Here is a 26,612-nt window from a genome sequence, read left to right as displayed (position 1 = left end):
GCAAGGAGTCAGTGGACCACCAGGGGGAAGGTCACGCCGACCGCCCAGGCCAGGGCGATGGCGTTGGCCAGCGCCCCCGGCAGCGGATGGCGTACCGCCGCATAGGTCCAGGCGCTGAACAGCCCGTAGATCACGAAGAACAGCAGGATCACCGGCACGATGATGATCAGGAAGAACAGCCGGTGCAGATCCAGCGCGATCGCCAGCGCCAGCGACAGCAGGAAGCACAGCTTGGTCACGGCATAGGCCCCACGGGGCGCGGCTGCCCCACGGGTCAGCCATTCATCGGCGAGGAACCAGGGCAGCATCCCTGCCAGCATCGCCAGCACGAACGGCACCCGCGTGGGGGTGGGCAGGAAGGAGGACACGAAGGCGTTCATCGGCAAGGCCAGCGCCAGCACCGCATAAGCCGGCACGGCGAGCGCGGCGATGACCAGGCTGGAACGGCGGATCCGCACGGCCTCCCCCGCCGCGTCACGCCGGCGCAACAACCACATCCCGCCGGCGGTCAGCAGCCCGTACAGGGCGCAATGCACCGCCAGGTAATCGCCCAGCAGCAAGGGCAGGAAATCGGTCGGCAGCTTCCACAGCAGCAACGGCGTCGCCACCGCCGGCAGCATGGCCAGCGGCAGCAGGTGCCGCCAGCGCAGCCCCGCCCCGGCCGCCGGCACCGCCGCACGCGGCAGCAGCGCCGAGAGCGGCCAGGCCAGCAGCACGGCCCCCAGCAGCAGCAGCCCGATCCAGGGGCCGCGGGCATCGACGAAGTCGCCGCCCTGCCGGGCGAAGGCGGCATCCAGCCAGTCGCGGACCGCGCGCAACGTGTCGCGGCTGTACAGCACCCCGATATGCTCGACCCCCGGCGCGACCACCAGCCGCCGCGCCGTGCCATCGGCGAACCGTCCGTAGGTGACGCCTTCCCTGACGGGACCGGCGCTGGCCATGCCGACGATGCGCCGCCCTTCCGCGTGCAGCATCTCCGGTTCCAGCCCACCCACCACGACCTGCAGGTTGCGCGGGCTGTCGGCGGTGACGTCGCGGGCGAACACCGAGACGGCCACGGTGGCGTCCACGTCCGGATGGGCCCGGGCGTACTGGATCGCGATGTCGGAGGCCATGGAATGACCGACCAGGGCCACCCGCCCATCGCCGCCGGGCAGGTCGCGGGCGAAGGCGACCACCCGCCCGAGCGCGCCCACCAGCGCGCCCGATGCCGCGGCATCGTCGGTCAGTCCGCCCGCCAGCTTCTCCGGATTGCGGCCATGGCCGGGAAAGTCGAAGGTCACGACAAGGACGCCATCGCGGGCGAGTGTCGTCGCGAAGGCCTGCATCATCTGCTGCGATCCGGCGAAGCCATGCGCCACCACCGCCACCGGGGCCGGGCCGGGGGCGGCCGGCCGGAACACCGTCACCGGAATCGGCCCGACCGCGGCGCGGGTGATCGACAGCCCCGCGGTCGCCGCGGTCAGGTGCCAGAGCGCGAGGACGATGGCGAGCAGCGCCGCCACGGCGACGACAGGACGTGCAAGGGATCGCAAAGGCGCTCGCTCCGACAGCAGCGGGAGAGGTCGCCGCCCGCCTGGCTTCGGTCTACATCGGCGCGGCGGGCGCGGCCACCCGTCCCGGGCTCAGCCAGGCGGCGCGCGCAACCCGAGCAACGCGGCGGTGTGGCGCGCGATCATGCGTTCCTCGTCGGTGGGCAGCACCCAGGCATCGATGCGCGATCCCGCCGCGCTGATCCGGCCCGTGCCCTGTGCGTTGCGGGCAGCATCGATGGCCAGGCCGAGCCAGGCGCAGCCATGTGCCACCTCGGCGCGAATGGCGGCGTCGTTCTCGCCGATGCCACCGGTGAACACCATGGCGTCGATACCGCCCATCGCCGCGGCCATCGAGGCGACCTCCCGGACGATCCGGTGCACGAACAGTGCGATCGCCTCGGCCGCCTCCGGCGCGGAGGAAGCGCGCAACCGGCGCAGGTCGGAGGAAATCCCGGACACGCCGAGCAGTCCCGATTGCCGGTACAGCAGGTCCTCGATGGCACGCGCATCCATGCCGTGCGTATCCATCAGGTAGAGCAGCACGCCCGGATCGAGCGTGCCGCAGCGCGTGCCCATCGCCAGCCCCTCCAGGGTGGTGAAGCCCATGGTGGTGGCAACGCTGCGCCCGTCCTGCACCGCGCACAGGCTGGAGCCGCTGCCGAGATGGCAGATCACCACGCGTCCCGCGGCGCTCTGCGGCGCCACCTCGCGCAGGCGGGAGACGATGAACTCGTAGGACAGGCCGTGGAAGCCGTAGCGGCGCAGGCCCTCGTCATGGAAGCGACGCGGCAAGGCGTAGCGCTGCACCACCAGGGGCTGGCTGCGATGGAAGGCGGTATCGAAGCAGGCGACCTGCGACAGAGTGGCGGCTTTCTCCGCGATCGCATGCATCGGCACCAGGGCATGCGGCTGGTGCAGCGGCGCCAGCGGCACGAGCCGCGCCAGGTCCGCCAGCACCGTCGCGTCCACCCGCACCGGGGTCGCGTACTCGGTGCCGCCATGCACCACCCGGTGTCCTACCCCCAGCACCCGCGCGCCCTCTACCAGGTCCGGCAGCAGGCGCAGGATCTCCCCGGTCGCGGCGTGGTGGTCGAAGCCTTGCGCCGGCCATTCCCGCTCCTGCACCGTGCGGCCGGCCTGGTCGCGGATGCCCAGATGTGGCCGCGACCCGATGCCCTGGACCTGCCCGCGGAAGCGGGCAACGCCATCCGCTTCCGCCGCGTGGATCGCGAACTTGATGGAGGAGGAACCGGCATTGAGAACGACGATGCAGCCGCGCGGATGACCATCGGACACCATCGGGCCGGCATGAAGGGCTTGGTCGGTCACGCGACCTCCTCCTTTGGTAACGGGGCACGCCGTGTATTTCGTGTCCTGCGTGCAGGCTCCGTCAATGCCGGATGCCCTGGTGCCGCGACAGCTCTCACAAATCCATGATATCGAAAAGGATAGACTGGCCTGGTTGCATCCGACCGGCGAACCATCGCCGGCGCGGCGGCGCAGATGGACGGGGCAGCCCGCTTCGTCTACAGCACCGCGCCCGGCGGATGCGCACGCGTCCCGAACGGATCCAATACGGAGGCGAATGCCGGCCCCATGCCCACCGCTCTCATTACCGGAATTACCGGCCAGGACGGCGCCTATCTGGCGAAACTGCTGCTCGACCACGGCTATGCCGTGCACGGGCTGCTGCGCCGCTCCGCCTCGGCCGACGTGATCGGCGAAAGATTGCGCTGGCTTGGCGTGCTCGACCAGGTGACGCTGCATGACGGCGACCTGATCGACCTCTCCAGCGCGATCCGCATCATCCAGACGGTCAGGCCCGACGAGGTCTACAACCTCGGCGCCCAGAGCTTCGTGCACGCCTCCTGGCAGCAGCCGCTGCTGACCGGGACAGTCACCGGGCTCGGCGCGGCGACGATGCTGGAAGCGGTGCGGCTGGAACGGCCGCAGGCCCGCTTCTACCAGGCGTCATCCTCGGAGATGTTCGGCAAGATCCAGCAGCAGCGGCAGAACGAACAGACCCCGTTCTATCCCCGCAGCCCCTATGCCGCGGCCAAGCTCTACGCGCACTGGATGACGGTGAACTATCGCGAGAGCTTCGGGCTGCACGCCTCCTCGGGCATCCTGTTCAACCACGAGAGCCCGCTGCGCGGCATCGAATTCGTTACCCGCAAGATCACCGATGGGGTGGCGCGCATCAAGCTGGGGCTGGCGCGCGAGCTGAAGCTCGGCAACCTGGAAGCGATGCGTGACTGGGGCCATGCGCGCGACTATGTTCGGGCGATGTGGCTGATGTTGCAGCAGGACCGTCCTGACGACTACGTGATCGCGACCGGACGCACCACCCGGATCGCAGATTTCTGCGCGATGGCGTTCGGCCATGTCGGGCTGGACTGGCGGGAGTTCGTCCACACCGACCCGGCGCTGCTGCGCCCGGCGGAAGTGGACATCCTGCTGGGCGACCCGACCAAGGCCAGGGAACGGCTCGGCTGGACGGCCACGACCTCGCTCGAGGAGATGGTGGCCGAAATGGTGGAAGCCGATCTTGCCCGTTACCGGGCCCGCGCGACCGTGGTGCTGCCCACCGAGGCCAGCCTGCGCGCGGCGACACCCTGACCATGTCGCCGGCCGTGCCCCCCGGACGCCTGCTGCACCGCATCCTGGTGACCGGGGCGGGCGGATTCGTCGCCACCCATCTCGTGCCGCAACTGCGCGCCGCCTTCCCTACCGCCGAGCTGACGCTCTGCGGCGGCGCGCCGGGCATGACGCCGCTCGATGTCACCGATGCCGCGGCGGTGGAAGCGCTGGTGGCGCGGCTGCGTCCCGACGCCTGCGTCCATCTCGCGGCCATCTCGGCGGTCCCGGCGGCGCGGCAGCATCCTGCCCAGGCCTGGCAGGTCAACCTGCACGGCACGCTGGCCCTGGCCGGCGCGGTGCTGCGGCACACGCCGGATTGCACCTTCCTGTATGCGTCATCGGCCGATATCTATGGCCGGTCGTTCCGGGCGGGGACACCGCTCAACGAAACCGCCGTGCCCGCCCCCACCAATGTCTACGGCGCCAGCAAGGCAGCGGCGGACCTTGCCCTCGGCGCGATGGCCGCGGAGGGGCTGCGGGTGGTGCGGCTGCGGCCGTTCAACCATACCGGTCCCGGCCAGTCCGCCGCCTTCGTCGTGCCCGCCTTCGCCCGGCAGGTGATGCGCATCGCCGCCGGAATGCAGGCGCCAGTGCTGCAGGTGGGCGCGCTTGATCCGTTCCGCGACTTCCTCGACGTGCGCGACGTCTGCGCCGCCTACGTCGCCTGCCTGGAGCGGCGCGACTCGCTGGAGCCCGGCCTGATCCTGAACATCGCCGCCGGCGCGCCGCGCCGGGTCGGCGACGTGCTCGCGGACCTGCTGCACCTCGCCGAGGTCGAGGCCCGGCCGGAAACCGGGGCGGCCTTGCTGCGCCCGGCCGATATCCCCGTGGCCTGCGGCGATCCGCGCCTGGCGCGCCGGGTGCTGGGCTGGGCGCCGGTAATCCCGTGGGAACGGACGCTGCGCGACGTCCTGGCCGACTGGCGCCTGCGCGTGCAGGACGAACTCGTTCCCGGCTGACGTTACCCTGGCGGCAGACAGACCGTCAGCGGCCAGACCAGGTGCGAGAGATGCCAGATGCGGCCCTCGGCATGCAGGTGCTCCCCATGGAACAGCAGCACCACGCCCACCGCCGCGGCCAGCGGCAGAGCCAGCCTGACCCCCGGCGGGCGCTCGCCGGCCAGACGGGACAGCATCATCACGCCGGCGATGCCAACCACCGCCCCGACGAGCACGTCCGCCCTGGTGTGGACACCAAGCGCCAGCCGGGTCCCCCCGATCACGGCCGCGGCCACGATCGCCGCCAGCACGGCCAGCAGGCGCGGACGCCAGGCTTGCGGCGCCAGCAGCGCCAGCAGCCCGCCATAGGCGATGGCCGCGGACGCCGTGTGGCCGCTGGGACTGCGCAACCCACTCACGGACAGCAGGGTGCCGGCACAGGCATGGACAACCAGCTTGCCCACCAGGATAACCGCCAGGGTGACGAGGATGGCCGTGACCCAGGCCAGGGCGCCGCGACGCCATCCGGCGGCCACGAGCGCAAGCGCGACAGCAAAGGTCAGTGGCAGCACCACTGCCTGATCAGCGAAGTTGGTCAGGAACAGCATGCCAGCAGCAATGCCGCGTTTTGTGCCCTGCACAAACAACATTTCGCGGCGCGGGAGCGAATCGAACCGCGGACGCAATCAGGGGCGTTGCCCCTGACCCTACCAGGAGGCTTCGCCTCCTGGACCTCCACCAAGGGCCGAAGGCCCTTGGATCCCGGGTTTTGAGGCCTGGTTACATTCCGAGGGCGCGACGATAGACGTCGAGCAGCGTCTCCGCTTCCTCGACCTCGGCAGGCTCCTGCTTGCGGATGCGAATCAACTGACGCAACACCTTCACGTCGAAGCCAGCGCTCTTGGCCTCGGCATAGATGTCCTTGATGTCGCCGGCGAGGGCCTTGCGCTCCTCCTCGAGTCGCTCGATTCGCTCGACGATGCTGCGCAGCCGGTCGGCGGCGACATTGCCCCACTGGGCATTGTCCGAACCGGCGGCCTCGCCGGTGGCATCCTTCAGGGCGGCGTTGCTGCGGGCCATGCGCGCCTGATCTCCTTTGACGACGGGCGGGCGGGCTTACCGGCCAGACCCGCCCGGGTCAATGCCCGGGATGGCCGGGCGCGAATGCCCTGTCATCGTCCTCACATGGCATCCCTCCCCCGGCTTCGCCATACTTCCCGCGCCGTCGCTTCGGCCCGGCCGAAACTGCCCCAGCCTGAAGGAGAGCCGATGCCCCCCCGCGTCAAGCTCCGGCGCCGCCGTCGCACCAAGATCATCGCCACCCTCGGACCGGCCAGTTCCACCCAGGAGGTGATGTCCCGCCTGTTCCAGGCCGGCGCCGACGTGTTCCGCCTCAATTTCTCGCATGGCAGCCACGAGGACCATGCCGCCCGCATCGCCATCATCCGCGAGCTGGAACAGCAGTTCGACCGGCCGATCGGCATCCTCGCCGACGTACAGGGGCCGAAGCTGCGGGTCGGACGGTTCGGCGGCGGGCGCGTGCAATTGCAGACCGGGCAGGGATTCCAACTCGACCTCAACCCGACTCCGGGCGACGTCACCCGCGTCAACCTGCCGCATCCGGAAATCATCCAGGCCGCCGCCATCGGCACCACGCTGCTGCTCGATGACGGCAAGCTGCGCCTGCGCGTGGTGCGCAAGCGCGACGACATGCTGGAAACCGAGGTAACCGTCGGCGGCCCGCTCTCCGACCGCAAGGGGGTCAACGTCCCCGACGTGGTGCTGCCGATTCCGGCCCTGACCGCCAAGGACCGCGAGGACATCGCTTTCGCGCTGCAGCACGGCGTCGACTTCATCGGCCTGTCCTTCGTGCAGCGCCCCGAGGACGTCGCCGAGGCCCGCGCGATCGCCGCCGGCCGCGCCTGGATCATGACCAAGATGGAAAAGCCGCAGGCGCTGGAGAATCTCGACGAGATCCTGCGGTTGTCGGACGCGGTCATGGTCGCGCGCGGCGACCTCGGCGTCGAGCTGCCGCCCGAGGAAGTGCCGCTGGCGCAGAAGCGCATCGTCCGCGCGGCGCGGCAGGCCGGCAAGCCGGTGGTGGTGGCGACCCAGATGCTGGAAAGCATGATCACCGCCCCCGCCCCGACCCGCGCCGAGGCCTCCGACGTGGCGACCGCCGTGTTCGACGGGGCGGACGCGGTGATGCTCTCGGCCGAGACCGCGGCCGGGCAGTTCCCCTACGAAGCCGTGAACATCATGGACCGCATCGTCGCCCGGGTGGAGCAGGATCCGGGCTGGCGGGCGATCATCGAAGCGTCGCGGCCGGCGCCGGAGAATTCCACCGCCGACGCCATCGCCGCCGCGGCGCGGCAGGTGGCGGGCACCATCGGGGCCGTGGCCATCTGCGCCTTCACCGCCTCCGGCAGCACCGCGCTGCGCGCCGCCCGCGAACGACCGGATGCGCCGGTGGTCAGCCTCACGCCCTCGGAGGCGACGGCGCGGCGCCTCGCGCTGGTCTGCGGCGTGCATGCGGTGGTGTCGCCGCAGACCCACGGCATGACCGAAACGGTCGAGCGGGCCAGCCGCATCGCCCTGACGGAAGGCTTCGCCGCGCGCGGCGAGGAAGTGGTGGTGATCGCCGGCATCCCGTTCGGCCAGCCGGGCACCACCAACGCGCTGCGGGTCACCCAGGCGGGCTGAGATGGCGGCACGCAACCTGTCTCGCCGCGGTCGCGTTGCGGCCGGGTGAGACAGGCAGGCGCACACTCCCCGCATCTGGACGAACAGCAGCAACGGCAGGCCGCCGAGCGGGCACCGCCGGGGCCGCTGGTCATCCACGAAATCGTGCGTGAGCAGGGCGAGATCGAGCTCGCCCGCTCCTTTGCCGGGCTGGCCTGGTCGGGACTCGCGGCCGGGCTGTCGATCGGCTTCTCGATGGTGGCCCAGGCCCATCTGCAAGCCGCCCTGCCGGAGGCGCCGTGGCAGCGCCTGGTGGCCGGCTTCGGCTACTCGATCGGTTTCCTGATCGTGATCCTTGGCCGCCAGCAATTATTCACCGAAACCACCCTGACCGCGCTGATTCCCGCCCTGACCCGGCCCAGCCTGGGGATGGCGCTGGGAACGCTGCGGGTCTGGGGCATCGTGCTGGCGGCAAACCTGGTCGGCACGATGCTTTTCGCCACGATGGCGGCGATACCGGGCGTGTTTGCCCCGGACGCCACCGCCGCCATGGCCGCGCTGTCGGCCGAGACCATGCGCCATCCCTTCTGGCAGGTAGTGGTCCGCGCCGGTTCGGCGGGCTGGCTGATCGGGCTGATGGTCTGGCTGCTGCCGGCGGCCGGCACGGCGCGCCCGATCATCATCATCCTGCTCACGTATGTCATTGCCGTCTGCCAGTTTCCCCATATCATCGCGGGCTCGGTGGAGGCCGCCTTCGGTGTGGCCGCGGGCCATGCCGGCGTGGGCGACTATCTGCTGCGTTTCCTGTTGCCCACCTTTCTCGGCAATGCCTTCGGCGGCACCGCCCTGGCGGCCTTGTTGAACCACGCGCCCGTCGCGGGCGAGCTGGGGGAGCCCCGCGCCGCCCGACGGGTGACGTGACGGCAACATGACGGGGGGGAAGCCGGCCGGCGCAACCCCCGGATGTGTACGCGCTTTGCCTTCTGCGCGTCCCGTGCCAGCTTTCCGGCCTGGGCATTATGCTGAAGGCATTGTGGATGGACCAGTCGACCGAAGAGCTGCAGGCAAGAATCGCGCAACTCGAGAAGCTGATGTCGACCATACGCCATGATGTCCGCTCGGCGCTGGCGCCGGCGATGCTGGCGGCCGACGTGCTGCGCACCAATGCCGAGCCGCGCGTCAAGCGTTCCGGCGATGTCGTCGTGCGGGCGATCGAGCGGGTGATGGACATGCTGGCGGAAACCCGCGACGTCGTGCCGTCCAAGCCCGCCGACAAGCCGCTGGCCTGACCGGCCATGCCCTTGTGCCGGGGCATCGGTGCCCCGGCACAAGGGCGTGCTGTCTCAATGGCCACCCGGATTCCGGAGAGGAATCCGGGTGTTCAGCTTTTGCCGGCCAGGTCACGTTCCCTGGCCAGCAGGGCCCGCTTGCGCGGAATGCCCCAGCGATAGCCGGTCAGCGCCCCATCCGCCCCGATCGCGCGATGGCAGGGCACGGCCAGCGACACCGGATTGACCGCGCAGGACCGGGCCACCGCCCGTACCGCCGCCGGCGCCCCCGCCATCGCGGCGATTTCGGAATAGCTGCGGGTCTGCCCGGGCGGAATGCGCCGCAACGCCTCCCAGACACGGACCTGGAAGGCGGTGCCACGCAGGTCGAGCGGCAGGTCGAGGGCCGCCCGCGGCTCGTCCAGGAAGTCCAGCACCGCCCGCAGGGTGGTCGCCAGCCCCGCGTCGTCGGCCACCACCCGCGCCCGCGGGAAGCGCCGGCGCAGGTCGCCCATCAGCGCCTCGTCCGGCTCGGCGAATCCCAGGAAACACACGCCGCGGTCCGTGGCCCCGACCAGCAGCCGCCCGAACGGGCAGTCGGCGAAGGCGGTGCGGATCGTCTCGCCCGCGCCGCCACGGCGGGCCGCCCCCGGAGTCATGCCCAGCAACCGGCCCGGATCCTCGTAGACCCGCGACTCGGAGCCGAATCCGGCCTCCGCCACGGCGTCGGCGACCCGGGCCCCCTCGCCCAGCGCCGCCTGCAGGCGCCGGGCCCGCACGCCCTCGGCATAGCTGCGCGGCGTCAGCCCGGTGTGCTCCTTGAAGAGGCGCAGGAAGTGGAAGCGGGAATACCCGGCGCGCGTCGCGAGTCGCTCGAGCGAGGGCATGGTGTCCGCCGTCTCCATGAAGGCGCAGGCGTCGCGCACCACCGCCTGCGCCAGCGCGGCGCGCTCGCCTTTGGGATCGCAGCGGCGGCAGGGGCGGAAGCCGGCGGCCTCGGCGGCGGGCACGTCGGCGAAGAAGCGCACGTGCTCGCGCCGCGGCCGCGGACTCGGGCAGCCGGGCCGGCAATAGATCCCCATGGTGGTGACGGCGTACAGGAAATCCGGCGCCGTCTCGCGGCGGCGGACCAGGTCCCAGCGGGCGTCATCGATGGTGCTCATGCCGCCAGAATGGCGCGGCCCCGGGCGCGTCGCCATCCGATGCTTGCGCCGGCTCTGCGCCCGCGGCACGGCAGCCCGGTGCGGCAACGCAACACAGTTTCGGTTGCGACGCGCTCCCGGGAATGTCAGTGCTGAGCCGTTCCGCATCCTCGTCGTGGAGTTTCCATGCGTCGTATCTGGCTTGTTCTTGCCGCCACCGCCATGCTCGCGGCGTGCACTTCCGGTAGCGACACCGGCAACAGCGCCGGCAGCGGCGCCAGCACCGCCGGCAACGGTGGGCCGCTCGGAGGCTACGGCAGCACGGGCGTCGGCAGCTCGTCCCTGAACGGCCCGGGTGGCGCCGGCGCGCTCGCCGAGGGCGTGCCTGACCGCGTGCTGTTCGATACCGACCGCTCCACGCTCAACTCGGAGGCCCAGGCGGTCCTGTCGCGCCAGGCCGCCTGGCTGCAGCAGAATCCGCGTGTCGCCGTGCAGATCGCCGGCAACTGCGATGAACGCGGCACCCAGGAATACAACCTCGCCCTCGGCCAGCGCCGCGCCATCGCCGCGCGCGACTTCCTGGTCTCCCATGGCGTGCAGGCCAGCCGGCTGAGCACGATCAGCTACGGCAAGGACCGCCCGGTGGCGCTCGGCTCGACCCCGGATGCCTGGGCGCAGAACCGCAACGCGATCGCCTCGACTCACTGACGCAACGGCGGCTATCGCCGGAAACGAAGCGCGTCGATCGGACACGATCGGCGCGCTTCGCCATTCCGGCACCGATATTTCCGGCCGGGCGTTTTCCGCTGGCGAAACGAGTCAGCCGCAGGCGTTGCCGCGGAGCTGGTAGCTGCGCACCCGGCCATCGACGATCTCGAAGGTCGTTTCGCAGACGCGCGCCACGATTTCGGTCGGGAACCCGCCATAGCCCCAGGGGCCGTACCAGCCGGGCCTCCCCCAAGGTATGGGGCCAGGGCCGGGGATGACATCCAGCCGGGTCTCGGTATAGGCCAGGAAACGCTGCCCGCCGGTGTCGATGGCGCGGGTCGGCACCCCGATTACCTGCACCAGCTCCGGCTCGGTCTTGCCGATGAGGCTGGCCAGGAAGGCCTGCCGCTCCGCCAGGCGATCGACGCAGCCCCCCAGCAGCGCCAGGATCAGAACGACACAGCCGGCGCGACGCATCGGATTCTCCTTCCCTGGCCGACCCGGCCGGTCACGGCAGCCACGACACCTGCCCGATCCGGGCTGCGCCCGATGCAATCATGGCCAGCCGGTCGAAGCCCAGCGCGATTCCCGCGCAAGAGGGCAGGCCATGCGCCAGCGCGCCCAGGAAGGCCTCGTCCATCGGCCACCCGACATCGCCGTACAGCGCCGCCCGCCGCTGCCGGTCGGTCTCGAAACGCGCCCGCTGCTCGTCGGCGTCCGTCAATTCGACGAAGGCATTGGCCAGCTCGATGCCGCAGACGAACAGCTCGAATCGTTCGGCGACGCGCGGATCCGCCGGATCGCGCCGCGCCAGCGCCGCCTGCGCCGCCGGCCAATGCGTCAGGAAAGTCGGGCGGTCGCGACCGAGACGCGGCTCGATGCGTTCGAGCAACAGGCGGAAGAACAGGTCTTCCCAGTCCTCGCCGGGGCGCAGGGCGACCCCGGCCTGCGCCGCCAGCGCCGGCGCGTCCCCCGCGGTGGCCAGCACATCGGCGCTGACATGGCGGGCGAAGGCCTCCGCCACGGTCAGCCGCTCGATGGTCCCGATCGTCGTGCGCACACCAAGGCATTCCACCACCGGCGGCAGCACCGCGCGCAGCAAGTCGTGCGTCTCGGCGATCAGCGCGTCCATGCCGGCGCCGGGACGGTACCATTCGAGCATGGTGAACTCGGGCGCATGCAGGTCGCTGCCCTCGCCGTTGCGCCAGACCCGGGCGAGCTGGAAGATCGGCCCCGCGCCGCCCACCAGCAGCTTCTTCATCGCGAATTCGGGGCTGGTGTGCAGGAACAGCCGCTCGCGCGTGCCATCGGGGGCGATGCGCTCGGTGGCGAAGGGCGCGAGGTGGACCTCCTCGCCCGGGGCGGTCACGGCATAGGGCGTTTCCACTTCCAGATAGCCGCGCGCGGTGAAGAAGGCGCGCACGGCGGCGGCCAACCTTGCCCTGCGGTGCAGGAAAGGCAGGCGTGCGGCAAGCGACTCGGGGTGCCAGGATGGTTGCGGCATGTCGCCGCGCACACTACAGCCACGGCCATGCCGGACGGCAGCCCCCCTTCCCGCGCGCGCACGCTGCGCGACCCCGACGCCCTGGCCCAGGCCGGGCTCGTGGACGACCCCCCCGCACTGACGGCGGTGGCCCGACGCTATGCCATCGCCATCACCCCGACGATGCGCGCCCTGATCGAACGGCCGGACGACCCGATCGGCCGGCAATTCGTGCCCGACCCGTCCGAGCTGGCGGCCGCGCCGTACGAAAATCCCGACCCGATCGCCGATGACGCGCTGAGCCCGGTGAAGGGCATCGTGCATCGCTATCCCGACCGGGCGCTGCTGAAGCCGCTGCTGGTCTGCCCCGTCTATTGCCGCTTCTGCTTCCGCCGCGAGCATGTCGGCCCGGATGGCGGGCTGCTGACCGAGGCGGAGCTGGACGCCGCCTATGCCTGGCTCTCCGCCCACACGGCGATCCGGGAAGTGATCCTCTCCGGCGGCGATCCGCTGATGCTCTCGCCGCGGCGGCTGGGGGACATCCTGGCGCGGCTGTCCGCGATCCCGCATGTGGAGATGCTGCGCATCCACAGCCGCGTGCCGGTGGCCGATCCGGCGCGGGTGAGCGCGGCACTGGCCGATGCGCTGGAAACCGAAACGCCGCTCTGGCTGGTGGTGCACGCCAACCACGCCCGGGAATTCACCGACGCGGCGCGCGCGGCGCTGCGGCTGGTGCAGGCGCGCGGTGTGCCGGTGCTGGGGCAATCGGTGCTGCTGCGCGGCGTCAACGACTCGCCGGAGGCGCTGGAGGCGCTGTTCCGGGCGATGCTGCGGGCGCGGGTGAAGCCCTATTACCTGCACCAGCTCGATCCCGCCCCCGGCACGGCGCGCTTCCGCGTGCCGATCGCGGAGGGACAGCGCCTGCTTGCGGCCTTGCGCGGGCGCGTCACCGGGCTCGCCTGGCCGACCTACGTGCTGGATATCCCTGGCGGGCACGGCAAGGTGCCGATCGGGCCGGGTTATCTGGAGGGCGATGCCGTGCGCGACCCCTGGGGCGAGCAGCACCCGCTGTGACGCCCGCAGGCCCGGAGCCGATCCGGTGCCTGCCAGCACAGCATCCAACGGTGATCGACGCCGGAGAGCAACCATCCGCACCGGGCGCAGTTGGGAAACCGCTGCTGCACGGGAAGACCGCCATGCCCAGACGGGTCGTCATGTCGGAATGGACAAGGGACGAAGCACCGCGGAAAGCGCCGCTGGTTTCCGGACTCGTCATCGCCCTGCTGGGAGCGGTCGTGACCGCCGGAGGCGGCTGGCTCGTGGCCCTTGGCGGATCCTGGTACTACGTGCTGGCCGGGCTGGGCATCCTCGCGACCGGTGGCCTGCTGATCGCCGGCCGGGCGGAGGCGCTCTGGGTCTACGCGATCGTGGTGCTCGGCACTGTCATCTGGGCGGTGGCGGAGATCGGGCTCGACTGGTGGCAACTGGCGCCACGGGGCGATGTCATCTTCCTCATCGGCCTCTATCTGCTGATGCCGTGGGTCACGCGAGGCCTTGTCCGGTCCCCCGGCGCGCGTGCGCCGGCTGCCTGGCGGGGCGCCGGAGTACCGCTCGGCGCCACCCTGGTGATCGCCGCCGTGGTGGGGCTCGCCGCCATGATCTCCGACGAGCACGACCAGACCGGCACGCTGCCCACCGCCCAGGCGGCCCCCGCCCCACCGAATGCCGCCGCCGAGGCGGACGGCGACTGGCGTGCCTATGGCGGCTCCGGCCGTGGCGACAAGTATTCGCCCCTGGCCCAGATCACGCCCGACAATGTCGGCCGGCTGCAGGTCGCCTGGACCTACCACACCGGCGACATCCGCGGCCCCAACGACCCGCAGGAAACCACCTACGAGCTGACGCCCATCAAGGTCGGCGACACGGTCTATATCTGCACGCCGCATGACCGGGCGATCGCCCTCGACGCGGAGACCGGCCGCGAGAAGTGGACCTTCGATCCGAAGATCGACGAGCGGAAAAACCTGCAGCATCTGACATGTAGGGGCGTTTCCTACCATGAACAGACAGCCGGTGCGCCCGCGCCCCCCAACGGCGAGTGCCCGCGCCGCATCTTCCTGCCCACTGCGGACGCCCGCCTGATCGCGCTCGATGCGGCGACCGGCCGGCCCTGCCCGGGCTTTGGCCGGAACGGCACCGTCAGTCTCTGGACCGGCATGCCGGACCCGGGGGCGCATCAGGGCGAGTACTATTCGACCTCGCCCCCGGTGGTCACCCGCAACCTCGTCATCATTGCCGGCGAGGTCACCGACAATTATTCCACCAACGAGCCTTCAGGCGTGGTGCGCGCCTATGACGTCAACACCGGCGCACTGGCCTGGAACTTCGACAGCGGCAACCCGGAACAGACGGCGCCGATCGGGCCGGGCCAGAGCTATGTCCGCAACTCACCCAATAGCTGGAGCATCTCCAGCGCCGACGAGTCGCTCGGCCTGGTCTACATCCCGTACGGCAACCAGACCCCCGACCAATGGGGCGGCGACCGTGGCGCCAACACGGAACGCTTCGCCAGCTCGGTCACCGCGCTCGACATCGCCACCGGGCAGGTACGCTGGGTGTTCCAGACCGTCCATCACGACCTGTGGGACATGGACGTGCCGGCGCAGCCAGGCCTGCTGGACCTGGACACGCCGAACGGCCGGGTGCCGGCACTGGTGCAGGCGACCAAGCGGGGCGATCTCTATGTGCTCGACCGGCGCACCGGCCAGCCAATCATCCCCGTCGAGGAACGCCCGGTCCCGCAGGGCGCGGGCAAGGGCGACCACACCGCGCCGACCCAGCCTTTCTCGGCCCTGAGCCTGCTCTCGCCCGAGGACGCGACGATCCGGGAAGCCGACATGTGGGGGGCGACGATGTTCGACCAGCTCGCCTGCCGCATCCGGTTCCGGTCGCTGCGCTACGAGGGCATGTTCACGCCGCCCTCGGAGCAGGGATCGATCGTCTATCCCGGCAATTTCGGCGTGATCGACTGGGGCGGCATCGCCGTCGATCCGGTGCGCCAGATCGCCTTCGCCAATCCGGACGCGATGGCTTTCGTCGACAAGCTGATACCACGTACGCAGAACAGTCAACAACAATCTGAAAATGTACAACATCCTGCCGGCGGCGCCGACATCGCCGGCTCGACCGAAGGCGGCGCCAACCCCAATCTCGGGGCGCCCTATGCGGTGGAGCTGAATGCCTTCCTCTCGCCGATCGGCTTCCCCTGCCAGGCGCCGCCCTGGGGCTACGTTGCCGGCATCGACCTGCGGGCGGGCAAGGTCGTCTACCGGCACCGGAACGGCACGGTCCGTGACCTCTCGCCGGTGCCGCTGCCATTCAAAATGGGCGTGCCGAGCCTTGGGGGACCGATCCTGACCGCCGGCGGAGTGGCCTTCCTGACATCCACGCTCGACTATTATGTGCGGGCCTATGACGTGACCAGCGGCCGCCAGCTCTGGCAGGACCGGCTGCCGGCCGGGGGGCAGGCCACGCCCATGACCTATCGCGCCGACAGGAGCGGCCGCCAGTTGGTGGTGGTGGTCGCCGGCGGCCATGGCTCGCTTGGTACCAAGGCGGGGGACGCGGTCATCGCCTACGGCCTGCCCTGAGGGACGGCGATCCGCCCGACCTCGGCGAGGACCGCGTTGCGCCGCTCCTCCGGGCCCGGTGATTCGGCGTAATAGGCAGCCACCAGCAGGGCGCCACCGCCCGGCGGCCAGGCGATGGCAATGTCATTGGCCACGCCGGTGCCATTGCCCCCGGTCTTGTCGCCGACCCGCCAGTCCGGCGGGAACCCGGCCCGCAGCCGGCGCCCCCCGGTCCTGCTGCCGAGCAGCCAGCCCGCCAGTTGCGTCCGCGATGATTCGGACAGCGCATCCCCGACCATGATCCGGCGCATGTTGCCCAGCATCGCCGCCGGGGTGGTGGTGTCGCGGGGATCGCCGGGGGTCCCCTCGTTCAGCGCCGTCTCGAAGCGGTCGAGCCGGGTGACATCGTCGCCCAGGGCGCGCGCGAACCCGGTCAGGCCGGCCGGCCCGCCGAAGCTGCCGAGCAACAGGTTACCGGCGGTGTTGTCGCTGAGTGTCACCGCCGCCTCGCAGAGTTCGGCGAGCGTCATGCCCGGCGCCCCCGGATGCTTTTCCGTCACCGGCGACCAGGGCCGGATGTCCTCCCGCGAGAACACCACGCGGCGGTCCAGGCGCTCCTTCCCGCGATCCACCCGGGCCAGCACCAGCGCGGCGGCGAGGACCTTGAACGTGCTGCAGAGCGGGAAGCGCTCCTCGGCGCGATACGCGATCCGGTGCCCCGTCGCCACGTCGAGCACCGCGACGCCAAGGCGCCCGCCATGCTCCCGCTCCAGCGCGGCGAGCCGGGCTTCTGGAGCGGCCGCCTGCGCCCGCGCCGTCCCGCAGGCGGGGAGACCGGCACCGGCCAGCAGCCATGTCCCGCCAACCGCCACCCTGCGTCTCGTCAGTCCTGCCATATAGCCGTGATCCCTGGCTTTCCGCGCATCTCTGCCCCCCGCCACAAGCCACCCACGCCCCGCCCTGGCTTGCCCCCGCCCCCGTCGCGGGCTAGAAGCCGCCGCTCCGCAGTTACCCCCGAGAGATCCCGCCCCATGAAGCAGCAGGCGAACCTGATCCGCGCCGGCCAGGTGATCGAGCACGACGGCCGCCGCTGGACCGTGCTCAAGCAGCAGATCATCACCCCCGGCAAGGGCGGCGCATTCATCCAGGTGGAGATGCGCGACCTCAAGACCGGGAACAAGACCAACGAGCGCTGGCGTACCGCCGACACCGTCGAGCGGCTGATGACCGAGGACAAGGAGTACACCTACTCCTACACCGAGGGCAGCAACCTGGTGCTGATGGACCCCGAGACCTTCGAACCCACCCACGTCCCGGTCGAACTGCTCGGCGACGTCGCCCCCTTCCTGCAGGACAACATGACCATCACGGTCGACCTGGTGGAAGGCGAGCCGGTGGCGCTGCACCTGCCGCAGAGCGTGGTGCTGGAAGTGGTCGAGGCCGACCCGGTGGTGAAGGGCCAGACTGCCTCTTCGTCCTACAAGCCCGCCAAGTTGTCCAACGGCGTCAAGACCATGGTCCCGCCGTTCATTGAAGCCGGCGAGAAGATCGTCGTCCGTATCGAGGACGCGAGCTACATGGAGCGGTTCAAAGGCTGAACCGCCCCTCCCGCCGGCATCCGGGGAGCCCCAGCGATGGCGCAGCGCCTGTCCGCCCATATGACCGTCATGCAGAACGCCGCGCAGCGTGCCGCGAAGCGTCTGCTGCGTGATTTCAACGAGGTCGAGCAGCTCCAGGTCAGTGTGAAAGGCCCCGGCGACTTCGTCAGCCAGGCCGACATGCGCGCCGAGCAGATCCTGCGCGACGACCTCACCAAGGCGCGCCCCGGCTATGCCTTCCTGATGGAAGAATCCGGCGCCTCCGGCAGCGAGAACTGGGCCTGGCGCTGGGTGATCGACCCGCTGGACGGCACCAGCAACTTCCTGCACGGCATCCCGCACTGGGCGATCTCGATCGCCCTGGAGCGACGCCTGCCCGACGGCAGCACTGAAATCGCCGCCGCCGTGGTCTACGCCCCCGCGGTCGACGAGATGTTCTGGGCCGAGAAAGGCACCGGGGCCTACCTGAACGACCGCCGCCTGCGCGTCTCCGCCCGCCGCGAGATGCGCGAGGCGGTGTTCGCCACCGGCATCCCCTTCGCCATCACCAGCCCCCGCAACCGCCTCGCCTTCGCCCGCACCCTCGGCACGCTGATGCCCCATGTCGCAGGCATCCGGCGCTTCGGCGCGGCGGCGCTGGATCTCGCCTGGACCGCGGCCGGCCGCTACGACGGCTACTGGGAATGCGGGATCAAGGCGTGGGACATCACCGCCGGCCTGCTGATCGTGCGCGAGGCGGGCGGCTACGCCACCGATCCCGGCGGCGGTGACCCGCGCACCAGCGGCGACGTGGTGGCGGCCAACCCGCACCTGCACCCGGCGCTGCGCGACGCCGTCATCGACGGCATCACCGCCGCCGAGGCCCGCTCGGCCTGACAGGGGTGGCGACAGGACCGGCCGCCGCTCGGCCGGCCCTGCCCTGGCGCCCCCGCGACACCTTGGCAACGAAATGCACGCCGCACGGGGGCGTTCGTTGAGCGTTTATCGCCCCTCGGCTAGGCTGACCGGGACGATGCAGAAGATAATCCTTTCCCTGGCCATGGCCGGACTCGGCGCGGTGGTGCTGGTGGCGCCACGCGCGCATGCGCAGGCGACCATGGATCAGCGGGCGCTCGAGCAGTTGCAGAAGCCCGGTACGGGCAGCGAAGCGCCGAAGCAGGCCGCACCGGCCCGCCCCGCCCATCCTGCCCAGCCCCCGGTGAAGCACAGCGCGACGCCGCCGCCGCCGCATCCGCCGGCCCCGCCGCAGGTGCGCGTCCCGCTCGCCGCGCCACCGCCGCCGGTGCTGCCGCCGGCCCTCGCAGTGCCCACCCGCCCGCCGGCGCCACCCGCCCCGGTGCAGGTCTCGGCCGACGCCCCCGGCGCCGCCGCGCCGCTGCCGGAAGGCCTGCGCATCACCTTCGGCAGCGGCAGCGCCGACCTCAACCCCGCCACCGACAGCGCCCTACGCAAGCTGGCCGGCACCGCGCCGGCAACGGCCAGCTTCAGCGTGGCCGCCTTCGCGCCGGGCACGCCGGAAGACCCTTCCACCCCGCGGCGCACCGCCCTCTCGCGCGCGCTGGCCGTCCGCTCGGTGCTGATCGCCGAAGGCATCGCCTCGCCGCGGATCTACGTGAAGGCGATCGGCGCCAATGCCCCGATCGCCGAAGGCCCGGCGGACCGCGTCGACGTGACGGTCAGCACCGCCACCCCGCAGGCAAAGTCACCCTGATGACCCGCCCGACCAAATACCTGTTCCGGATGCTGGTCTTCCTGGTGGCGGTACTGGTGATCGCCGGCCTGCTGTCGGGCCCGCTGCTGGTCGCCTTCGAGGCGAACCCGCTGCTCAACAGCCTGATCCTGCTGGTGCTGCTGCTGGGCATCACCTGGAACATCCGCCAGGTCACCCGCCTCTCCCCTGAAGTCACCTGGCTGGAAACCTTCCAGCAATCCCGTCCCCGCCTCGCCACCCTGCCGCCACCGCGGCTGCTGGCCCCGATGGCCAGCATGCTCGCCGCCCGCGCGGTGAAGGGACAGGACGCCAGCGGCCAGCCCCGCCTGGACCACTTCACCATCTCCTCGCAGGCGATGCGCTCGCTGCTCGATTCGATCGGCAGCCGACTCGACGAATCGCGCGAGCTGTCGCGCTACATGACCGGGCTGCTGATCTTCCTCGGCCTGCTCGGGACCTTCTGGGGCCTGCTGCTGACCGTCTCCTCGGTCGGTGATGTCATCACCGGCATGTCGGTCGGCTCGGGCGACATCAATGCCCTGTTCGAACAGCTCAAATCCGGCCTGGCCCGGCCGCTCAAGGGCATGGGCACGGCCTTTTCCTCCTCCATGCTCGGCCTCGCCGGCGCCCTGGTGCTCGGCTTCCTCGACCTGACCGCCGGCCAGGCACAGAACCGCTTCTTCAACGAGCTGGAGGACTGGCTCGCCGGCATCACCCGCATTTCCTCGGGCGTGCTCGGCCAGGAAGGCGAAGGCTCGATCCCGGTCTACGTGCAGGCGTTGCTCGAACAGACCGCCGAGAACATGGAGAACCTGCAAACCATCCTCGCCCGCGGCGAGGACGGACGGCGGGAAGCCAATCAGGCGGTGCTGGCGCTCACCGAACGCATCGCCACGCTCTCGGATACCATGCGCACCAACCAGCAGCTCATGCTGCGCATCGCCGAAAGCCAGCAATCGCTTGGGCCGGCCCTGCAACGACTGGGCGAGCGGCGCGACAGCGGCAACGACGACATCATCCGCGCCCATCTGCGCAATATCGAACTCTACATGCAGCGGCTGCTGACCGAATCCGAACAGGGACGGGCCCAGACCACCGCGGAATTGCGCAACGATATCCGCATCCTCACCCGCACCATCGCCGCCCTCGCCGAGGAACAGCCCCGGTGATCGGCGGCTTCGCCGCCGGGCTCCGCCGGCCAGGGGGCTCTGCCCCCTGGACCCTCGCCAAGGGCCAGCGGCCCTTGGATCCCATGGGGTGCAGGGGCCCCTGGCCCCTGCCGAGGTCCAGGGGCAGAGCCCCTGGCCGGCGGAGCCGGGGGGCGAAGCCCCCCATCGGGGGCTGATCCATGGCGCTGCGGCGACGGGGAGCCAATGGCGACGGGTTGAATGCATGGCCGGGCTACGTGGATGCGCTGTCCACGTTGCTCATGGTCATCATCTTCGTGCTGCTGGTGTTCGTGCTGGCGCAGGCGTTTCTCTCGGTCGCCTTGTCCGGCCGTGACCAGGCGCTCGACCGGTTGAACCGGCAGGTGGCCGAGTTGTCCGACATGCTCTCGCTCGAACGGGGGCGGACCAGCGAGTTGCAGCTTTCGCTGGCGCAGGTGAACAATGATCTGGCCAGTGTCGCCTCGGCGCGGGATGCGCTGGCGCAGCAGGTGGCGGCGCTGCGTCGTGACCAGGACCAGTTGGCGGCCGATCGCGACGCGCTGCGGACCGACCGCGATCGTCTGTCGGCCAAACTGGCCGATGCGGCCTTGCAGAGCCAGACGGCGCAGGCACGGATCGAGGACCTGACCGGGCAGCTCGCCGAAGCGGCGAAACGGGCCGACACCCAGAGCCTCGACGTGTCGGGACAGTTGGGCGAGGCGCGGCGCCAGTTGACAGCCCGCACCGCGGAACTGGCCGACGCGAAGCGCCAACTGCAGGCGGCGCAGGCGCAACTGGAAGAAATGCAGCGCCAGATGGCCGAGCTCGATCGCACCGTGAAGGCCGACAAGGCCACGATCGAGGCGAAGCTCTCCGATCTCGCCAAACTGACCGAGCAGATCCGGACGCTGACAGCGTTGCGCGATGACCTGGAGAAGCAGGCCGCCGCGGCGGCGGCCCGGGCCACCACGGAAGCGCAACAGCGTGCCGCCGTTGCCGCCCAGCTCGACGAGGAGAAGAAGCTCGGCGATTCCGCCAAGGCCAGGATCGCGCTGCTGAGCCGGCAGGTGGACGAGCTGCGGGCCCAGTTGGCGAGCATCCAGAAGGCACTCGATGCCTCCGAGAGCGCCGGCAAGGAGAAGGACGCCCGCATCACCGATCTCGGCAACCGGCTGAACACCGCGCTCGCGCGCAAGGTCGAGGAGCTGCAGCGCTATCGCAGCGACTTCTTCGGCCGGTTGCGGGCGGTGCTGGCGAACCGGCCGGGCATCCAGGTGGTCGGCGACCGCTTCGTCTTCCAGAGCGAGGTGCTGTTCCCGGTGGCCAGCGCCGACCTGACCCCGGCCGGGGTGGAGCAGATCAGCAAGCTGGCCGATACGCTCAAGCAGATCAGCGCCGAGATCCCCGCCGACGTGAACTGGGTGCTGCGCGTGGACGGCCACGCCGACCGGCAGAAGATCGAGAACAGCCGGTGGGGCAGCAACTGGGAGCTCTCGGCCGGACGCGCCATCACGGTGGTCAAGCTGCTGATCGCCGATGGCATCCCGCCGACCCGGCTGGCCGCCACCGCCTTCGGCGAGAATCAGCCGCTCGACCCGGCCAACACGCCGGACGCCTACGCGAAGAACCGCCGCATCGAGATCCGGCTGACAGACCGCTAGGATATTTTAGTTTAAATTCAATTGATTATATAAGGTCGCTCGTAAGCAGCTTGAAATCTGCGCCGGATGCCCTGGCAGCGCCGGCCTGGCCAACCCACATTATGTGGCGATGCCGCACCCTTCTACCTGGTTGAAACCCACGCCGCAGGGGCTGTGCTGCGAGCCGGGAGGGTTCTTCATCGATCCCGTTCGGCCGGTGGAACGGGCGGTCATCACCCATGCGCATTCCGACCATGCGCGGTCCGGCCATCGCGCGGTGTTGGCCAGTCCGGTGACGATTGCGCTGATGCGCGCGCGCCTGGGCGAGCGCGCCGCCGCGTCCTGGCAGGACTTGCGCTGGGGGGAATCGCTGCGGATCGGCGAGGTGGAGCTGTCCCTGCAGCCGGCGGGCCATGTGCTGGGCAGCGCGCAGGTGGTGCTGGCCTGGCGCGGTAGCCGCGTCGTGGTCGGCGGCGACTACAAGCGGGCGCCGGATCCCACCTGTGACGCCTTCGTTCCGATCCCCTGCGACGTCTTCGTCACCGAGGCGACCTTCGCACTGCCGGTATTCCGCCATCCGCCGGCGGCGGCCGAGATCGGACGGTTGCTGGCCTCGGTGGCGCTGTTTCCCGGGCGGACGCATCTCGTCGGCTGCTATTCGCTGGGCAAGTGCCAGCGAATGATCGCGCTGCTGCGGCAAGCCGGTTGGGATGCGCCGATTTACCTGCATGGCGCCCTGGCGCCGCTTTGCGGGGTGTACGAGGCCCTGGGCGTGAGGCTGGGCGCATTGCGCCCCGCCGCCACCGCGCCGGCGCTGGCAGGGGCGATCGTGCTGGCACCCCCGGCGGCGGCGGCGGAAGCGTGGGCGCAGCGGCTGGCCGAGCCGGTGCTGTGCATGGCCTCCGGTTGGATGCGGCTGCGCCGGCGCGCGCAGCAGAGCGGGGCGGAACTGCCTCTGGTGATTTCCGACCACGCCGACTGGGACGAGCTGAACGCGACGGTGGACGAGGTGGGAGCGCCCGAGGTGTGGGTGACGCATGGGCGGGAGGAAGCGCTGATCCATGCCCTCGGGCAACGCGGCGTGCGCGGTCGGGCGCTGCGGCTGCTGGGATATGACGGGGAGGACGAAGCCGGGCCAAAGGACGGGGATGCGCGCCCCGGTGCGGACGGATGACGCCTTTCGCCGACCTGCTGGAACGGCTGGCTTTCACACCGGGCCAGGACGCCAGGATCGCCTTGCTGCGCCGCTATTTCGCCACCACGCCGGACCCGGACCGCGGCTTCGGCCTGGCGGTTCTCGGCGGCGCGCCCGGCTTCACCGCGGCCAGGCCGGCGCTGCTCCGCGCCCTGGCCACCGCCCGCACCGATCCGGAACTGTTCGCCTGGTCCCATGAGCATGTCGGCGACCTGGCCGAAACCGTGGCGCTGATGTGGCCCGCCACCGCGCCCGCCGGCGCCGCCGCGCCGGCACTGGCGGAGGTGGTCACCACGCTGCAGGCCGCCTCCAGGGCCGACCTGCCCGGCATCGTCGCCGGCTGGCTCGACGCCATATCCGATGCCTCGGTCCGCTTTGCGCTGCTCAGGCTGGTCACCGGCGGCCTGCGCACCGGCATCCCGGCGCGGCTCGCCAGGATCGCAGTGGCGGAGCTGGCCGAGGGGCGCATCACCAGCGACGCGATCGACGAGGTCTGGCACAGCCTGACGCCCCCCTACGGGACGCTGTTCGCCTGGGTGGAAGGACGCGGTCCCCGGCCGGATCCGGGCGAGGCGCCGACCTTCCATCCGCCGATGCAGGCCCCGCCGCTGCACGCGCCGGATCTCGCGGGGCTCGATCCGGCCGCCTTGCGGGCGGAGTGGAAATGGGACGGGCTGCGCGTGCAATTGGCGGCGACGCCGGGCGGGCGGCGGCTGTTCTCCGCCGATGCCGAAGACATCTCCGCCGCCTTTCCGGACATCCTGGCGGCGATGGAGTTCCAGGCCGTGCTGGAGGGCGAATTGCTGGCCGTGCGCGACGGCGCGGTGGCCCCCTTCGCCGAGCTGCGGCCACGGCTCAACCGCAGGACGGTCACCGCCCGGATAATGCGGGATATGCCGGTAGCGGTACGACTGTACGACATCCTGTTCGAGGACGGGGAGGATCTCCGCCCCCTGCCCTTCGATGCACGCCGCGCGCGGCTGGAAAAATGGCATGGTCGCACGCGGCCAGCGCGCATGGATCTCTCCCCGATGATCCCGTTCACGGGCCTCGCGGAGCTGGCGACGCTGCACGGCGGCACGCGCGACGCGGCGATTGCCGGGCTCATGCTCCGGCGTGGGGACGCGCCCTATCTGCCGGGTCCGCAGCCGGGGCTGTGCTGGACCTGGCAGCGCGACCCGCTGACGCGACTGGCGGTGCTGATGTATGCGCAGCGGGGTCAGGCCAGGCCCGGCAGCGGATATTCCGACTGCACCTTCGGGCTGTGGCGGCCCGCCGCAACGGAGGGCGAGGACCTGGTGCCGGTCGGCAAGGCGGAATTCGCCGGCTGCGAACAGGATCTGGCATGGCTCGACCGCTGGATCCGTGCTCACACGATCGCGCGCTTCGGCCCGGTCCGCGAGGTCGAGAAGGCGCTGGTGCTGGAAATCGCCTTCGATGCGGCCCAGCTTTCCTCCCGCCACCGTTCCGGTGTCACGCTGCGGTCCCCGCGCATTGTGCGGCTGCGCACTGACACGCCGGCTGCCCTGGCCGATCGTCTGGCCGGTCTGATGCGCCTCGTCGAGAACCATCCGGTTGCCGATGCGCTCATGGCATGACCTGCTGCTGCGCCCGTCTCGTCCGGTCTTCACTTGTCCTGGAGCACGCGTGCCAATCCTGCTGACCCTTCCGATCGCCCTTTTCCTGGCTCTTCTGCTGCTCGCGCCACCGGCCTGGGCGCAGGCGGTGCAGACGATTCCGCCCGCCGAGTCGGCCGAAGTCCTGGGGCAACTGGTGCATGTGGAAGATGAAGGCAAGAACCAGGAGGTCGGCCGTATTGCCGAGATCCTGGTCAATGCCGAGGGCCAGCCGGTGGCAGTCGTACTGGACGTCGGCGGCTTCCTCGGGGTAGGTAACCGCAAGGTCGCGGTGGCATGGTCAGCATTACGTTTTCAAAAAACCAAGGATAAACTGGATATTACCCTCGCTGTTCCTGCCAATACCGTTCGGGCGGCCCCAGATTACAAGGGGCCAGGCAAGCCGGTGCAGGCGGTGGGGCCCTGAATGCCGACGATGACCCGAAACCAGACGCAGATGGCCAGGGAGCGCCTTGCCGGCCTTGACTGGCTGAATTTCTGCGTGGCGACCTTGCAGACCGGCTTTGGCCCGTTCATCGCGGTCTACCTGACCGGCAACAAATGGACGCAGGGCAGCATCGGCCTGGCGCTGGGCGTCGGCACGGTGGCGATGATGGCAAGCCAGGTGCCGGCCGGCGCGCTGGTCGATGTCTGGCGCCACAAGCGCGGCGCGGTGATGCTGTCCACGGTGCTGGTGGCCATCAGCGCCGCGATGCTGGCGCTGTGGCCTGCCACCCTGCCGGTGATGACGGCCCAGGCGCTGCATGGCTTCGCCAGTTGCATGCTGACCCCGGCGATCGCCGCCCTCACCATGGCACTGGTCGGCCCGGCGCTGTTCGCCGCGCGGATCGGCCGCAATGCCCGGTTCGCCGCCATCGGCAATGCCTGCGGGGCCCTGTTGATGGGCGCGGTCGGCACCTGGGTGAACAGTCAGGCGGTGTTCTGGCTGGCAGCGTTCATCGCCGTGCCGGCGCTCCTTGCCCTCTCGACGGTGCATGGCGGCGGCCATGGCGCCTCGCTGAACGCCCCGCCCCCCGCGCCGGGCAGCCTGCAACGCCTGCTGAAGGACCGGCGCCTGATCGCGATCGCGGGGTGCATCCTGCTGTTTCACCTGTGCAACGCCGCGCTGCTGCCGCTCGCAGGCGGCACCCTGACCCGGCAGGCCGGTGATTCCGCCAACCTGCTGATCGCCGCCTGCATCATCGGCCCGCAATTCCTGGTGGCATTGCTCTCGCCCAGCGTCGCCGTCGCCGCCGAGCGCTGGGGGCGCCGCCCGGTGATGCTGCTGGGCTTCGCCGCCCTGCCGCTGCGGGCGGCGATCTTCGCCGGCACGCAGGATCCCGCCGTGATGGTCGCGGCACAGATCCTGGACGGCATCTCGGCCGCGATGCTGGGGGTGATGCTGCCGCTGGTGGCCGCCGATCTCACCCGTGGCAGCGGGCGGTTCAATCTCTGCCTCGGCCTGCTGGGGCTGGCGACCGGCATCGGCGCCACGCTGAGCACCGTGCTGGCCGGGGGAATCGCGGACCTGACCGACGACCGCACCGCCTTCCTGCTGCTGGCGCTGGTCGGCGTGGTGGCGGTGTTCGCGGTCGAGCTGGTGATGCCGGAGACCCGGGCCCGCAACAACTGGCGGCCGGCGGCCGAGGTCAGCGCCGACTGACCGGCGGATCTCCTTG

The 26,612-nt window shown here is 70.7% G+C and carries 25 protein-coding genes; 17 read left to right on the top strand and 8 right to left on the bottom strand.

Annotation, left to right across the window (positions count from 1 at the left end; all coding sequences use genetic code 11):
- Positions 1-8: 8 nt before the first annotated feature.
- Together NBY65_RS25170 and NBY65_RS25165 are read right to left on the bottom strand one after the other, a co-directional pair.
- Positions 9-1,535, bottom strand: a complete 1,527-nt coding sequence (locus tag NBY65_RS25170; protein WP_203330598.1) for an alpha/beta fold hydrolase — start codon at positions 1,533-1,535, stop codon at positions 9-11.
- 90 nt (positions 1,536-1,625) lie between these two features.
- On the bottom strand, positions 1,626-2,864 hold the full coding sequence (locus NBY65_RS25165; RefSeq protein ID WP_239002916.1) for an acetate/propionate family kinase: 1,239 nt from the start codon (positions 2,862-2,864) through the stop codon (positions 1,626-1,628).
- Positions 2,865-3,131: 267 nt separating this feature from the next.
- Between NBY65_RS25165 and gmd the strand changes: the two genes are divergently transcribed.
- Together gmd and NBY65_RS25155 are read left to right on the top strand one after the other, a co-directional pair.
- Positions 3,132-4,154, top strand: coding sequence for a GDP-mannose 4,6-dehydratase (gmd, locus tag NBY65_RS25160; RefSeq protein WP_150042697.1), 1,023 nt, complete (start codon positions 3,132-3,134; stop codon positions 4,152-4,154).
- 2 nt (positions 4,155-4,156) lie between these two features.
- Positions 4,157-5,134, top strand: coding sequence for an NAD-dependent epimerase/dehydratase family protein (locus tag NBY65_RS25155; protein WP_150042698.1), 978 nt, complete (start codon positions 4,157-4,159; stop codon positions 5,132-5,134).
- 2 nt (positions 5,135-5,136) lie between these two features.
- On the opposite strand, the gene NBY65_RS25150 is transcribed toward NBY65_RS25155, so the two are convergent.
- Both NBY65_RS25150 and NBY65_RS25145 read right to left on the bottom strand, forming a co-directional pair.
- Complete coding sequence (locus tag NBY65_RS25150; protein WP_162530701.1) at positions 5,137-5,721, bottom strand: phosphatase PAP2 family protein; 585 nt, start codon at positions 5,719-5,721, stop codon at positions 5,137-5,139.
- Positions 5,722-5,893: 172 nt separating this feature from the next.
- Positions 5,894-6,193 carry a DUF2312 domain-containing protein gene (locus tag NBY65_RS25145; RefSeq protein ID WP_150042700.1) on the bottom strand — a complete coding sequence of 100 codons (300 nt, stop codon included), beginning with the start codon at positions 6,191-6,193 and terminating at the stop codon, positions 5,894-5,896.
- A 189-nt stretch (positions 6,194-6,382) separates the two neighbouring features.
- Between NBY65_RS25145 and pyk the strand changes: the two genes are divergently transcribed.
- The 3 genes from pyk to NBY65_RS25130 all read left to right on the top strand — a co-directional run bounded on the left by pyk (position 6,383) and on the right by NBY65_RS25130 (position 9,084).
- Complete coding sequence (pyk, locus tag NBY65_RS25140) at positions 6,383-7,816, top strand: pyruvate kinase (protein WP_150042701.1); 1,434 nt, start codon at positions 6,383-6,385, stop codon at positions 7,814-7,816.
- Between the two features lie 45 nt (positions 7,817-7,861).
- Positions 7,862-8,716: a formate/nitrite transporter family protein gene (locus NBY65_RS25135; RefSeq protein WP_150042702.1), complete on the top strand. Its 855-nt coding sequence runs from the start codon at positions 7,862-7,864 to the stop codon at positions 8,714-8,716.
- A 116-nt stretch (positions 8,717-8,832) separates the two neighbouring features.
- A complete protein-coding gene (locus NBY65_RS25130) occupies positions 8,833-9,084 on the top strand; it encodes a hypothetical protein (RefSeq protein ID WP_150042703.1) in 252 nt (83 codons plus the stop codon).
- A gap of 92 nt (positions 9,085-9,176) precedes the next feature.
- Here NBY65_RS25130 and ada read toward each other — a convergent pair whose 3' ends face one another.
- Positions 9,177-10,226, bottom strand: coding sequence for a bifunctional DNA-binding transcriptional regulator/O6-methylguanine-DNA methyltransferase Ada (gene ada, locus NBY65_RS25125; protein ID WP_250265741.1), 1,050 nt, complete (start codon positions 10,224-10,226; stop codon positions 9,177-9,179).
- A 165-nt stretch (positions 10,227-10,391) separates the two neighbouring features.
- On the opposite strand from ada, the gene pal reads away from it, so the two are divergent.
- A complete protein-coding gene (gene pal, locus NBY65_RS25120; RefSeq protein WP_150042705.1) occupies positions 10,392-10,913 on the top strand; it encodes a peptidoglycan-associated lipoprotein Pal in 522 nt (173 codons plus the stop codon).
- 111 nt (positions 10,914-11,024) lie between these two features.
- Here pal and NBY65_RS25115 read toward each other — a convergent pair whose 3' ends face one another.
- Together NBY65_RS25115 and epmA are read right to left on the bottom strand one after the other, a co-directional pair.
- Complete coding sequence (locus tag NBY65_RS25115; protein WP_150042706.1) at positions 11,025-11,390, bottom strand: hypothetical protein; 366 nt, start codon at positions 11,388-11,390, stop codon at positions 11,025-11,027.
- 31 nt (positions 11,391-11,421) lie between these two features.
- Complete coding sequence (gene epmA / locus NBY65_RS25110) at positions 11,422-12,417, bottom strand: EF-P lysine aminoacylase EpmA (RefSeq protein WP_150042707.1); 996 nt, start codon at positions 12,415-12,417, stop codon at positions 11,422-11,424.
- A 27-nt stretch (positions 12,418-12,444) separates the two neighbouring features.
- Between epmA and NBY65_RS25105 the strand changes: the two genes are divergently transcribed.
- Entirely contained in the window at positions 12,445-13,470 is a 1,026-nt protein-coding gene (locus tag NBY65_RS25105; RefSeq protein ID WP_150042708.1) for a lysine-2,3-aminomutase-like protein, read from the top strand.
- Between the two features lie 140 nt (positions 13,471-13,610).
- Positions 13,611-16,046 carry a glucose/quinate/shikimate family membrane-bound PQQ-dependent dehydrogenase gene (locus tag NBY65_RS25100; protein ID WP_150042748.1) on the top strand — a complete coding sequence of 812 codons (2,436 nt, stop codon included), beginning with the start codon at positions 13,611-13,613 and terminating at the stop codon, positions 16,044-16,046.
- Here NBY65_RS25100 and bla read toward each other — a convergent pair.
- A complete protein-coding gene (bla, locus tag NBY65_RS25095) occupies positions 16,031-16,921 on the bottom strand; it encodes a class A beta-lactamase (RefSeq protein ID WP_150042709.1) in 891 nt (296 codons plus the stop codon). The genes NBY65_RS25100 and bla overlap by 16 nt on opposite strands.
- A gap of 135 nt (positions 16,922-17,056) precedes the next feature.
- Here bla and efp point away from each other — a divergent pair, with 135 nt between their 5' ends.
- From efp to NBY65_RS25050, 9 genes are all read left to right on the top strand, one after another.
- Positions 17,057-17,623 (top strand): elongation factor P, encoded by a 567-nt coding sequence (efp, locus tag NBY65_RS25090; RefSeq protein ID WP_150042710.1) that lies wholly within the window; start codon positions 17,057-17,059, stop codon positions 17,621-17,623.
- A gap of 36 nt (positions 17,624-17,659) precedes the next feature.
- Positions 17,660-18,499: an inositol monophosphatase family protein gene (locus tag NBY65_RS25085; protein WP_150042711.1), complete on the top strand. Its 840-nt coding sequence runs from the start codon at positions 17,660-17,662 to the stop codon at positions 18,497-18,499.
- A gap of 136 nt (positions 18,500-18,635) precedes the next feature.
- Positions 18,636-19,334 (top strand): OmpA family protein, encoded by a 699-nt coding sequence (locus NBY65_RS25080; RefSeq protein ID WP_162530702.1) that lies wholly within the window; start codon positions 18,636-18,638, stop codon positions 19,332-19,334.
- Positions 19,334-20,503 carry a flagellar motor protein MotA gene (locus tag NBY65_RS25075; protein ID WP_150042713.1) on the top strand — a complete coding sequence of 390 codons (1,170 nt, stop codon included), beginning with the start codon at positions 19,334-19,336 and terminating at the stop codon, positions 20,501-20,503. The genes NBY65_RS25080 and NBY65_RS25075 overlap by 1 nt, the downstream gene beginning before the upstream one ends.
- 179 nt (positions 20,504-20,682) lie before the next feature.
- Positions 20,683-22,143, top strand: coding sequence for a peptidoglycan -binding protein (locus NBY65_RS25070; RefSeq protein ID WP_150042714.1), 1,461 nt, complete (start codon positions 20,683-20,685; stop codon positions 22,141-22,143).
- 109 nt (positions 22,144-22,252) lie between these two features.
- Positions 22,253-23,296 carry a ligase-associated DNA damage response exonuclease gene (locus NBY65_RS25065; RefSeq protein WP_150042715.1) on the top strand — a complete coding sequence of 348 codons (1,044 nt, stop codon included), beginning with the start codon at positions 22,253-22,255 and terminating at the stop codon, positions 23,294-23,296.
- Positions 23,293-24,915: a cisplatin damage response ATP-dependent DNA ligase gene (locus tag NBY65_RS25060; RefSeq protein WP_150042716.1), complete on the top strand. Its 1,623-nt coding sequence runs from the start codon at positions 23,293-23,295 to the stop codon at positions 24,913-24,915. Before NBY65_RS25065 ends, NBY65_RS25060 begins: the two co-directional genes overlap by 4 nt.
- Before the next feature lie 49 nt (positions 24,916-24,964).
- Positions 24,965-25,360 (top strand): PRC-barrel domain-containing protein, encoded by a 396-nt coding sequence (locus NBY65_RS25055; RefSeq protein ID WP_162530703.1) that lies wholly within the window; start codon positions 24,965-24,967, stop codon positions 25,358-25,360.
- A 9-nt stretch (positions 25,361-25,369) separates the two neighbouring features.
- Complete coding sequence (locus NBY65_RS25050) at positions 25,370-26,596, top strand: MFS transporter (RefSeq protein WP_150042718.1); 1,227 nt, start codon at positions 25,370-25,372, stop codon at positions 26,594-26,596.
- The last annotated feature ends 16 nt before the right edge of the window (positions 26,597-26,612 follow it).

Origin of the sequence: Rhodovastum atsumiense (assembly GCF_937425535.1) — a bacterium.
GTDB lineage: Bacteria > Pseudomonadota > Alphaproteobacteria > Acetobacterales > Acetobacteraceae > Rhodovastum > Rhodovastum atsumiense.
This window is presented reverse-complemented; position numbering and strand designations above follow the sequence as displayed.